We start from the raw sequence: 12,223 nt of genomic DNA on the forward strand, positions 1-12,223 counted from the left end.
TCAAGCACATATTTTTATAGCATTTGTAATTTATATAAAAGTTAGTTTTAAAAATATCTCCAAAATGGATCATTTAACTTTAAAATCTCCATACCAGTTTCAAATTATGAATTATAGCTTTACCATCATCCATATTAACTAATAAATATTTTTACTGAAATACCGATCTCCTCTATCAGGGAGAACAGTAATTATATTACCTCTATCAATTTGATTAGCCAGTTTTAAGGAAGCAGCAACAGCAGCCCCAGAAGAACTTCCAACAATAAGCCCTTCTTTTAGAGCTAGAACCTTAACCATTTCATAAGCTTCCTCATCAGTAACTTTTATAACCTGATCCACTAAACTCATATCCATAGTGTTAGGTATGAAGTTATTACCAATACCTTCAATATCGTAGCAACCTTCCCTTCCACCACCCATAGTAGATCCCTGAGGGTCAGCTAAAATTCCTTTAATATTTAAATTTTTTCCCTTAAGAAATTTAGTAACTCCTGTAAAAGTTCCTCCACTACCAGCTCCACAGACAAAATAATCTATTTTCCCGTCCATGGCTTCATACATTTCTGGACCAGTGGTTTCATAATGAGCAAATGGATTCGATTTATTTTCAAATTGCCTTAAACTTATTGAATTTTCTATAGTCTTTAGCAATTCCTCGGCTTTTTCAACGGCACCTAGCATACCAACTTTTCTAGGTGTATTTATTATGGTAGCTCCTAATGCTCTCATCAATGCTTGTTTTTCAACTGAAAATTTTTCTGGAACTACAAAGATTATATTATAACCACTATTTATTGCAGCGAGAGCCACACCGATTCCAGTATTGCCAGCAGTAGCTTCAACTATTGTATATCCTGGTCTTAGCCTTCCTTCTTTTTCAGCCTGCTTAATCATGTACACTCCTATTCTGTCCTTAACACTTCCACCTGGATTATAATTTTCAAGTTTTGCAAAGATATTAACTCTAGGCTTAATGTCTAAATTGTTAAGTTTTATAATAGGGGTATTACCTATAAGCTCTTTAACACTATCTAAATATTTCACTGCTAATGCCCTTCTTTAAAACATGTTTTGCATACTCTTTTGCTGAAAATAGAGAGTGATCTCTGTAATTTCCACATTGTACTGCATTAGTTGCAGGAACTTCTTCTGTTTCTATAACTTTATTTAATGCATAATTTAATGCTTCAATAACAGTATTAACTTCAACTTCTCCCCAAGCTATCATATAAAATCCTGTCCTGCAGCCCATTGGAGAGATGTCAATGATATTACCCATCTTTTCTCTCATATATCCTGCTAGTAGATGCTCTAAGGTATGGACTGCTGCTGTTGGCAGTTCTTCCTCATTAGGTTGTAAAAATCTTAAATCAAACTTAGAGATTGTATCTCCCTTTTGTCCTTGTTGAGTTCCACATTTTCTTACAAAAGGTGCCTTAACTTTTGTGTGATCTAATAAAAAGCTTTCTACTTTAACCATTTTATCTACTCTCCTTTAATGCATTTTCTAAATCTTTTATTAAATCTTCAGGATTTTCTATTCCTATAGATAATCTTATTAAATTATCTACAATACCAATCTTTTGTCTTAGTTCATAAGGTATGGAACCATGAGTCATAGAAGCAGGGTGGCAAACTAAAGACTCAACCCCTCCTAGACTTTCTCCAAAGGTTATCATTTCAAGACTTTCAAGGAATTTTTTATAATCATAACCTTCTTTAAGAACAAAGGATAACATTCCGCCATAACCTTTAGCCTGTCTTGATTGAATTTCATAACCTGGATGATCCTCAAAACCAGGATAATATATCTTTTCTATTTCTTCTCTATTTCTTAGGAATTCAGCAACAAACTTTGCATTTAAGTTATGCCTATCCATTCTTACTGCCAAGGTTTTAATTCCTCTTATTAAAAGGAAAGAATCAAAAGGAGCTAGAACTCCGCCAGTAGAATTCTGAACGAAATGAAGCCTTTCTGCTAGTTCCTTGCTATTTACAACAACAACACCTGAGACTATGTCGCTGTGACCTCCAAGATATTTAGTTGCACTGTGAATAACTATATCTGTTCCAAGAGTTATTGGCTTTTGCAGATACGGAGTCATGAAAGTGTTATCAACGATTGTATATATACCCTTTTCCTTAGCTATCTTTGAAACTGCTTCGATATCTGTTACATCCATAAGAGGATTTGTAGGACTTTCTATATATATGGCCTTTACCTTTTCATCAATGCTGTTTCTTACCTCATCTAAATCTGAAGTATTAACTATAGAGTATTCAATACCAAAGTTGTTAAATACCTTATCTAAAACTCTGAAGGTTCCACCGTATACATTATTCGAAATTGCTATCTTATCTCCTGATTTAAATAGTGAAAGTACTGCAGTTGTAGCAGCCATTCCTGAAGCAAAGGCAAAACCTGCATATCCTTCTTCAAGGTCTGCAACAAGCTTTTCTAATGCTTCTCTTGTTGGATTGCCTGTTCTAGAATATTCATATCCTTTATTTACACCAAATTGAGGTTGTTTATAAGTTGAAGTCTGATAAATAGGCACATTTACCGCTCCTGTATGCTCATCTCCATCTATTCCACCGTGAATTAATAATGATTCAAATTTCATTTTTTATTCCTCCTAAATTAAATATAATTATAATTTTGCTGCGCTAGCTAAGAAAATTCCTGTTTCAGTATATTCTCCTTTGCTTGAATAGCCTTTGCAGCTTAAATCTGTATTTTCTATTTTTATATTCTTAAAGCCAGCATCTTCTAGCCATTTTGTCATTAGCTCATTTGAAAAGCCAAGCCATTCATCGAACATTTCTTCTCTTGCCCATTCTCCTTTATGCTCCATGACATCTGAAATAACAACTACTCCATCTTTTTTTAGAACCCTGTACATCTCCTCAATTGCCTTTTTAGCATCTTTTATATGATGAAGTGCCATATTTATAAACACTGTGTTTAGTGACTCATCAAATAGCGCTAAATTATCAAGTGAGGATTTTATAGGGTAGACATTTTTATAACCTTTTTTTGAAATAGTAGTTGATAATTCCTTAAGCATGTTTCTAGAACTATCAACAGAAAATATCATGCCTGCTTCATTAGCCAATGCTAGAGAAACAAACCCTGTACCGCAACCTAAGTCAGCCACAACTTTGTCTTTTACATTTGTTATTGATAAAATTTTATACTTTAATCTTTCTTCAAAGTATTCGCTTCGTATAACGTTCCAACTTTCAGCTATGGAATCAAAGTATTGTAAAGAATTCATAATAATCCTCCTATATATTATTTTTTTAAAAATAAAAAAACCCCTGCCTCTAAAAACTTAGAGGCAGAAGTTATCTTCCGCGGTTCCACTCTAATTATCATGTGTATAACAAAAATATACAATGACATCTCATTTTTGGTACAATCATACCTCAACGCTGTAACGGGCGTACACGCTGTCGTCTACTATATTTCGAGACAGTGCTCAAAGATGCATTCACACAAGTTACACTTAAAATCCCTTTCAGCTAGGAGGACTTCTCTCTGTTAGTTTACCTTATGCTACTATTTCTTATCATAGCATTTATTAATTCGTAGTATTTTACTCTGAATAATAATTTAGTATCATGATATGTCATTATAATAATTTTGTCAACCCAAATATTATAAAATTTTTAATATTATTTTTAGTATCAATAAATGATTTGTTGAAATTATATTATGTCTATTTAAGGAATATGGTGCTTATAAAGCTATAATTAGTATCTATAGGCATCCAATATGAAAACTTAAAATATACTCTGGAAAATAATTTTTCTAAAAAATAGCTTAAATCCTTAGAAATTAAGGATTAACAATTAATAATGAAGAATTCAGGAAAAAATTCACTAGAGATGAATTTCTTAAAATAGAATTTATTTTTAGAAAACTCCAAAGGCTTTAGCAGTGGAGTTTTAACCATAATTCTTCATTTTTTATTCTTAATTTTTCATTCATAGAAAAGAATTTTTGTTATGGAAATTAAAATCATGTATAAATTAATTTTTTATTGTGGAACCCTATATCAAGTGCTATTATGAAAAACATAAAAACTCAAAACAAAAAGTATAAAAATAAACTCATTATAATTAACTTATGCTAAAATATAACCACTATAGAAACATTAAATAATGATAAAACAGCAGAAAGGGATGAATATATTGAAAAAGCATCGTTTTATTTTAGTTTATCTACTGCTAATTTTTTCTCTTTTATTTACCAGTTGTCGTTCTACCCCTCAACATCCAGCTTTCGAAAGAGGCCTGTCAGCCACATTTTATCCAGTAGGCAAAGGTGACTGTATTCTCTTGCAATGTGAAGGCGAGGCTATGTTAATTGATGCAGGCTATTCTAAAAATACTGATGATATACTTTCTTATCTTTCCGAGCAAAATATAAGAAGCCTTTCTGCCATTATCGCAACTCATCCTGATAAAGATCATATCGGTGGGATATCAGGGATTATTTCCAGTGGAATGGATATAGGCACTCTATATAAAACGGACGTAGTAAAAAATAATTCCGATGACTATTCTGCAATGCTTTCAGCTATAGAAAATTACAATATTCATGTGGAAAATCCTAAACCAGGAAGCCATTTTTTACTGGGCAGCGCCACAGTTACCTTTCTTGCACCTTTATCAAATGATTATAATGATGTAAACAATACGTCAATTGTAGTAAAGGTAGACTATGCCGGAAAATCAATGCTGTTTACCGGTGATATTTTAAATGATGCAGAGAATGATTTATTAGATACAGCAACAGATTTATCCTCCGACATACTAAAAGTAGCGTATCATGGCCGTTCCGGTTCTTCATCTAAAAAGTTTCTTGAAATGGTACATCCTAAGTATGCTGTTATCACCTGTGATGAAAATAATGGCAATGCTCCTTCAACAAAAGTTCTAGATAGGCTAAAAAAATTAAATGCAACTATCTTACGAACCGATAAGGATGGCATCATTATTATTACTGTTAATCCTAAGGGTGAAATTGTTCTAGCAAATGATATATAAAAGATACTATAGATATACCGGTGCTAATATTAACATATAAGTAAAAATAATTGCTATTTTTTAGTAGCTATTTAAAATTTTAAATTCACAATTCACAATTGTTGATAGTTGTTTAATTGTATCCATTATACTGTAATTAATGCTATAATTAGTATATTAGTAGACTATAATTTAGATATAATTATAATAAAGAATGATGTAAAAATTATTTATATTAGTTTTACGGAGGAATTTCTCATGGAGAAAGAATATAGAGCCAAATCATATAAACTTTTAATAATGTGGACAATTGGAGCTTTAGTATTGATGATATCAACAAGTATTGTAGTGACAAAATATTTTTCAGAATTTTCAACATTAGTTATAGCGAAAATACTCCTGCTACTAACCCTCATTGTTCTTCTTATCTTATTTTATATCATATATAAAACAGAGAATATTTACTGGATTAATGGAACAAGCTATGAGGCTGCAAAATCTGCAACAAGTGAAAGGCGTAAAAAATTTGCTATAATCCACTTAAGAATTTTTTTCAAGGCAACAGCTATTTATAGTGTTTATTGCATAATAGGTATTCTAATTAATACTTCTGTAATTATAGATACTATCATTTTTTTGATTCTCACTATTACAGCAGCTGTAAGGACAATACCTATCAGATTATGAGCATAATTATAATGTACAATTGAATACAAATTTAAATTAATAAATAAAAATATATTTTGTGTAAGGTCGAACAATGTTCTCCCCTAAAGTATCAATGATAATAATCATATGAAAAATATTAAAATAGTACTAGCATTAATATTATTTACAAAATAAAAGGCATAAAATTAAGATATAAATCTAAATTTCACGCCTTTTTTATTTTCTATTTATTTATCATCTAGCAGGAATATCCTCTTTTAGTGTGAAGTTCTGCACTTAATATTTCTTCTTTTCTATCAAGAATCTCATTCTCTAATATAGCCTTTGAAACTTCTTTAAAGCCAATTCTATCTACCATGTCTCCAAATCTTTCTCCAGTTTTACCCTTTTCTCTATAATATAAAACTGCTTTTTCTATTATGTTCATAGCTTCATCATAGGAATAAATTTCTTCAATCATTTGTCCTCTTTTCGGAACTTTTCCCCATTTTCCACCTATAAATAATTTAACTCCTTCTTTTCCACATTCTATTGAATCAAAGTGGCATTTATCTATACATAATCCACAGTTATTACATTTTTCTATGTCTATATGAAGCTTTCCATCAATAACTTTAGCTGCACCTTTTCTACAGGCTTCTTCCACTGAACATTTTTTGCATCCTGAGCATAAATCTTCATCATATGCTGGAACTCTTTGTCCCATTATACCAAAGTCATTTAAGTCAGGTTTTATACAATTATTTGGACATCCTCCTATACCTATTTTAAACTTATGTGGTAAAAGTACATTATAATATCCTTTGTAGAATCTCTCATGTATCTTTCTTGCTAACTCTTGCGTATCTAAAAGTCCAAATACACATACGGTCCCTTTACAAGAAACTACCGGTCTAACTCTTGGTCCTGTGCCTCCTGCTTCAAGCCCAGCATCTTTCAATTCATCTTTTATCTTTGGAATATCTTCATAGTTTAACCATGGTATCTCCACTGTAAGTCTTGTAGTATAGCTCATATATCCTCTTCCATATTTTTCAGCTATATCAGAAAGAACCCTTGTTTCATTAGAATTTAAATTCCCATCTTCTGTGATTACTCTACAAGCAAAATGTTTTCCATCCCTTTGAGGAATAAATCCCTGTCCCTTTAATTTTGATTTTTCTTCTGCCGAAACTTTTATTGCCATTCTCTTCACTACCCTTCCCTATATTTGTGGTATTGTCATTCCACCTTCTAATATTTTTATATCTTTATATCCTAAAGCCTTAAGCTTTTTATAAGCTATATACGCTATTTTACCGACCCTACAAACTAAAATTAAATTTTCATTCTTTTCAATATCGTTTATGTGCTCATTAATATTATCAAAAGGAATATTGATTGCACCTTCAATATGTTTTTCTTCAAACTCATCTTCACTTCTCAAATCAATTACCCTATACTTATCTTTATCTCGCCAGAATTCTACAGGAGTTACTGTATCAACTTTTCCATTCATTTTATTTAAAAGCACATTTGCAGCCACTATAGTTGATGCCATTGCCATGGAAAATGGTGGCGCATATGCAAGGTCTAAATTTTCTATATCTTCAACTTTTGCTTTAAAGGTTATGGCAGTAGCCAATATATCAATAGGTTTATCTATCACTCCTGGACCTATAATTTGTGCTCCTAATATCCTTCTAGAATCTTTATCTGCAATAAGCTTTGTAACAATATTTTTAGCTCCTGGATAATAATGAGCTCTATCATTAGTTGGAACTAATATACTTATGGGATTGAATCCTGAAGATTTTGCATCCTGTTCTGATAATCCAGTTTTGCCTGTATTTATATCAAATATTTTTACTACAGTAGTACCTAAAACCCCATCCAAGCCTTTTCTCTCTCCTGATATATTAAGAGCTGCAATACGTCCCATCTTATTTGAGGTTGAACCCATTGGATACCATACTTTGCTTTCTGTAATAATATTTATATTCTCTGCACAGTCTCCTACTGCATATATATCCTTCTCACTGGTTTCCATATATTCATTGACCCTTATGGCATTTCTTTCTCCAAGGGTTATTCCTGCTCTTTGTGCAATCTCCGTATTAGCCCTTACTCCTATTGCCATAACTACCATATCTGCCTTTATTTTTCTTTTATCTGTTATTACTTTCTCTACTCTATTTGCTCCTTCAATGGAAATTACTTGTTCTTCCATAAGAGGCATCATTCCTTTATCTAAAAGATGTTCCTGTGCAATATGAGATATCTCCATATCAAATCCTGGTAATATTTGTGATGCCATTTCTATTAATGTAACTTTTACTCCTTGTTCTATAAGATTTTCTGCTACCTCTATTCCAATAAAGCCTCCACCTATTACAACTACTCTTTTCACATCACCTTGTTCTACAGCTTCTCTTATCTCCACTGCATCTTCAGGAGTCCTAATAGTAAAAACTCCCTCTAAATCTTTTCCTTCTATTGCTGGCACAAAGGGAGATGCTCCAGTAGCAATAACTAATTTATCATAGTTTAACTTTTTTATTTCTCCACTTCTTAAATCCTGTACTTCTACCTCTTTTGAATTCTTTAATATTTCCTTTGCTTCCAATTGTGTAAATACCTGAACTCCGGTAAATTTCTCAAATTCTTCAGGTGTTTTAACTATAAGATCTTTTTTATCTTCAATAACTCCACCAATATAATAAGGAAGTCCACATCCTGCATAGGATATATGCTTGTCTCTTGTTATTAAAGTTATATCGTAATTTTCATCTTCTCTCTTAAGCTTTGCAGCAGTCTTGGTTCCTGCGGCAACTCCTCCTATAACAAGTATTTTCACATTACCCCCACCTTTAACTTAATTTGTTAATTTATAAACATAATAGGTTAAATTGAAATTTTTGTAACATCATCATATTTATTATATCTCTGCTATGGTATAAACTGAACTTAAGAATAGTTATAGTAGAATAAAAATTATTTATATTAAAATTAATTAAAACAGCATAAAATCTCTATAAGAAAAGGCTGAACTAGAGGGTCTCTTTCCCTAGTTCAGCCTTATTACATTCCTTTTTACAAAAATCAATAAAATTATTTATGAATTCCATATTTGAATTCTTTAAATATATAAAATTAAATTCTCTTTTTATTGTTAAATTTTTAATTGGTAATATCTTAATCTTTCTACTTATCACTGAAGGCTTTAAGGCTTCACAAGATACTACCGTAGCCCCTAATCCCGATTCTACAAGAGATATGATTGCAGTTATATCCCCAATTTCCATGTAGGGAATAATTTTCTTAGGATCATATCCCTGCTCAGCTATATAATCTTCGAAAACCTTTCTCGTACCTGATCCTCTTTCTCTTAATATAAGCTTTTCCATAAGAACCTCTTCAATAGTTATACTTCTTCTTTTAGCCAATTGATGTTTTCTTGAAATTGCAAATACAAGTTCATCATCTTTGAGCTTTTCATAAATAACTTTATTCTTATCAAAAGGTCCTTCGATAACTCCTAGAATAATCTCTCCACTAAAAAGCTTTTGAATTATAGTTTCCGTATTTTCCACCTGAAGTATTATATCTATATTTTTATTACTCATTTTATAATTGCCTATAATAGGAGGTAGTACATATCCTCCAATGGTAAGAGTAGCACCTACATCATATCTTTTTATACTACAAGCCTCATTAGTTATTTGATTTTTAACCAGCTTACTTATTTTATCTACCTCTAACGCATATTTATACAATATATTCCCTGCCCTAGTAAGTTCCATAGTCTTATGCTTTTTTTCTATTAACTTTACATTGTAATATTCCTCTAAAAGCTTTATATGGTGAGAAATTGCAGGCTGAGTCATATTTAATATATTAGCAGCCCTTGTAAAGTTTTTTGTATTAGCCACAGTTATAAATGTTTCAAGCTTTATATCAATCACAACTTACATTCATTCCTTCCTATTTGACATAAGTAAGCATTAAAAACCTCTAATTTTTCTAATTTCATATTTCTTCTTTGCCATTATCTTTAAAGTATATAAAAATAATATTGTTTTCTAATTTTAGGTGCATGAAACTAAATAATAAGTCAAAGATGCAAAATAAACTAGTACACTGACTTATTTATTTTTTCATGTACCTTATATCTACTATAACGTTAATCAATTCTCCTGCTTTCTTTGGAATTTATATAAAAATAATCATACTTTCCATTACTTATTTAACATAAAAATCATTATATAAGAGTAAAACTTATAGTAGAATTATTTTTCATTCTCTCCCTTCATTATGGTGTATGCACCACTAAATGCTCCGAAAAGCACACAAGTAATAGGATATACAATCCAGCAAATTCTCCATGCACCAAACGCTAAACCCCAAATAAAGAATATTGCAGTAGCGAGTGGCCATACAACTGCTGCAACAGCACCAATTACTCTATTATTCTCTTTACTTTTCTTAGAATATTCTTCAATTTGTAAAAGTATGCTATAACTACCGTTTATATTTCCAACCCTTACAAACATAAATACAGCAATTGCTACCATTACTAATAATATAACTACTCCATAACTGGATAATTTATCTTCATTTCCTGTTATTGAAGATAAAATAATTAATGACACAGGCGATAACACGCAAAGAATAACACCAGCAATGATGTTCGTAGTGAAAGTTGATGAGAATTCTTCTTTTTTCTGTTGAACTCTATTTTTTACATGGTATGGAATACTAAAATCCCCTTCTAAATACTTGTACTTTTCAAGCTTAGTACCAGAATAGATAAACAAACCAACAGCAATGGCAATTAAAAGAAGTAGTGGTATAATACTAATTGCATTGAAAATTCCCTCATAAATTCTTATTCCAGATATATTATTTGTTACAAGCTGTTCAATAAATATTAATGTTGCTGGTGCTAAAATACATAAAAATACTCCAATAGCAATCATATTTCCATACTTCTCTTTGTCAACCATATATCTTTCTGCTTCTTCCATAGAAATTGTTCTAATATTATTTGCTTCCTTTGTAGTATCAATGCCAAATTCCTCAATCAGTTCATCGATATTACCGAATTCTGAGATAACAATACCAATGGCTTCATTTTCTGTCTTTCCACTTTTTTTGAGCTCATTATATTTATCTTCCATATTGTATAACAGCTCTTTTTTTAGCTTCATAGTTTCAGCATTCTTCGGCAAACTTGCAAAGATGTTATCTAAATAATTTTTAATTGTCTCCACTTTCATTCATCTCCTTAATAAATTTACTCATTACTTCTTTTATAACTTTCCACTCTTCACATTTATCCTTATAATACTCACGACCTTTTGAAGTGATTCTGTAATAGGTTCTCCTCTTTCCAAAAGTCTCATCTCCATAAAAAGACTCTATATATCCATTGTTTTCTAATCTAGTAAATGCAGAGTATAATGTTGTCTCCTTGATGATATACTTTTCTTCTGAAAGTTTTTTTATGGTTTTAGATATCTCATATCCATAGGATTCTTTATCTAAGAGTGTAAAAAGAATAATTGTATCATTATAACCTCTGATGACATCACTACTTATCAAATGTTATTCTCCCTTCTATTCAATAACTATACTAATCTATTTTATTAGATAGCTATTATCCATACTATATTAAGGCACATTCAATAAAATAACCAACTAGTATAGGTCATATATTTTCTTCATATGCTTTGTGCAATTACTACGTCTAACGTACTTCACCTGTCGTAGTAATTATACTATATCATAATTACTACGACAGATAAAGTACTTTTTTCATATTTTCTTAATTTATTTGTTTTATAATATCCTTTGTATACTTTTAGTTTAAAAATAAAAAAACTAAGAGTTTTCCTCTTAGTCATATTATGATTTAAATATTATTTGATTTACTGAATTATTCCATATTTACCTGTTATACCATCTCTAAAAAGCGGTAAATGAGGTGGATAAAATGTAAATATCATAAAAATTAAAATTAAAAATATAAAAATATACATAGAAATATGTGAATTTATACCTTTAGAATATTTATAAAAATGAAATGCTAGTAATTGACCAAATAAAATACTTACAAATAATATAATAATATCTACAATTAATATCTCAACTCCAAATGCCTGAGTGTAAAAATAATATAGCATTGGAGTTGTTATAATGGATGTTACTAAAGCTATCAAAGCACTAGTAAACCATTTGTTTTTATCAATATTATATTTTTTACCCTTTATTAGATAATAATTTCCCCACCAACAGATTACAGGTAAAAGTATCATTTTCAAGTGTTCCCAAATACTTTCATTTATAGGAGAAATGAGACCAATTATTATATTTTTTCCACTAAAATCATAAAAAAAGTGCATAAAGCTACCAATTAAGAAAAGAATAGGGATACCTTTTAGAATCCATTTTTGTGCTGCCGATAATGACTTATATACCATAAAATACCTCTATATACACAATAATCTTTTATTAATTTATATGATAGAAGTATTTT

Annotated in this window: 12 protein-coding genes and 1 other annotated feature; of the genes, 2 read left to right on the plus strand and 10 right to left on the minus strand. The window is 30.5% G+C overall.

Annotated features, from left to right (window positions below; all coding sequences use genetic code 11):
* Window positions 1-138: 138 nt before the first annotated feature.
* Genes ACWPW7_RS19005 through ACWPW7_RS19020 form a run of 4 tightly spaced genes read right to left on the minus strand, consistent with a single transcriptional unit; the run spans window position 139 to window position 3,281 of the window.
* Complete coding sequence (locus ACWPW7_RS19005) at window positions 139-1,047, minus strand: PLP-dependent cysteine synthase family protein (protein WP_454054787.1); 909 nt, start codon at window positions 1,045-1,047, stop codon at window positions 139-141.
* Window positions 1,031-1,483 carry an S-ribosylhomocysteine lyase gene (locus ACWPW7_RS19010; RefSeq protein ID WP_454054788.1) on the minus strand — a complete coding sequence of 151 codons (453 nt, stop codon included), beginning with the start codon at window positions 1,481-1,483 and terminating at the stop codon, window positions 1,031-1,033. Before ACWPW7_RS19010 ends, ACWPW7_RS19005 begins: the two co-directional genes overlap by 17 nt.
* A 1-nt stretch (window position 1,484) precedes the next feature.
* Window positions 1,485-2,627, minus strand: a complete 1,143-nt coding sequence (locus ACWPW7_RS19015) for a trans-sulfuration enzyme family protein (protein ID WP_454054789.1) — start codon at window positions 2,625-2,627, stop codon at window positions 1,485-1,487.
* 27 nt (window positions 2,628-2,654) lie between these two features.
* Window positions 2,655-3,281: a class I SAM-dependent methyltransferase gene (locus ACWPW7_RS19020; protein ID WP_454054790.1), complete on the minus strand. Its 627-nt coding sequence runs from the start codon at window positions 3,279-3,281 to the stop codon at window positions 2,655-2,657.
* Window positions 3,282-3,337: 56 nt separating this feature from the next.
* Window positions 3,338-3,588: a binding site (T-box leader), on the minus strand.
* Between the two features lie 612 nt (window positions 3,589-4,200).
* On the opposite strand from ACWPW7_RS19020, the gene ACWPW7_RS19025 reads away from it, so the two are divergent.
* Together ACWPW7_RS19025 and ACWPW7_RS19030 are read left to right on the plus strand one after the other, a co-directional pair.
* On the plus strand, window positions 4,201-5,058 hold the full coding sequence (locus ACWPW7_RS19025; RefSeq protein ID WP_454054791.1) for a ComEC/Rec2 family competence protein: 858 nt from the start codon (window positions 4,201-4,203) through the stop codon (window positions 5,056-5,058).
* Between the two features lie 237 nt (window positions 5,059-5,295).
* Window positions 5,296-5,724 (plus strand): hypothetical protein, encoded by a 429-nt coding sequence (locus ACWPW7_RS19030; protein WP_454054792.1) that lies wholly within the window; start codon window positions 5,296-5,298, stop codon window positions 5,722-5,724.
* 220 nt (window positions 5,725-5,944) lie between these two features.
* Here the strand turns inward: ACWPW7_RS19030 and ACWPW7_RS19035 are convergent, their stop codons facing one another.
* From ACWPW7_RS19035 to ACWPW7_RS19060, 6 genes are all read right to left on the minus strand, one after another.
* Window positions 5,945-6,892, minus strand: coding sequence for a (4Fe-4S)-binding protein (locus ACWPW7_RS19035; protein ID WP_454054793.1), 948 nt, complete (start codon window positions 6,890-6,892; stop codon window positions 5,945-5,947).
* 18 nt (window positions 6,893-6,910) lie between these two features.
* Window positions 6,911-8,542: an FAD-dependent oxidoreductase gene (locus tag ACWPW7_RS19040; RefSeq protein ID WP_454054794.1), complete on the minus strand. Its 1,632-nt coding sequence runs from the start codon at window positions 8,540-8,542 to the stop codon at window positions 6,911-6,913.
* Between the two features lie 193 nt (window positions 8,543-8,735).
* Window positions 8,736-9,650: a LysR family transcriptional regulator gene (locus tag ACWPW7_RS19045; protein ID WP_454054795.1), complete on the minus strand. Its 915-nt coding sequence runs from the start codon at window positions 9,648-9,650 to the stop codon at window positions 8,736-8,738.
* A gap of 324 nt (window positions 9,651-9,974) precedes the next feature.
* Window positions 9,975-10,958 (minus strand): permease prefix domain 1-containing protein, encoded by a 984-nt coding sequence (locus ACWPW7_RS19050; RefSeq protein WP_454054796.1) that lies wholly within the window; start codon window positions 10,956-10,958, stop codon window positions 9,975-9,977.
* Window positions 10,945-11,289, minus strand: coding sequence for a PadR family transcriptional regulator (locus ACWPW7_RS19055; protein ID WP_039633605.1), 345 nt, complete (start codon window positions 11,287-11,289; stop codon window positions 10,945-10,947). The genes ACWPW7_RS19050 and ACWPW7_RS19055 overlap by 14 nt, the downstream gene beginning before the upstream one ends.
* A gap of 326 nt (window positions 11,290-11,615) precedes the next feature.
* Complete coding sequence (locus tag ACWPW7_RS19060; protein WP_454054797.1) at window positions 11,616-12,167, minus strand: DUF6512 family protein; 552 nt, start codon at window positions 12,165-12,167, stop codon at window positions 11,616-11,618.
* Between the last annotated feature and the right edge of the window lie 56 nt (window positions 12,168-12,223).

The organism is Clostridium sp. Marseille-Q7071 (assembly GCF_965112025.1).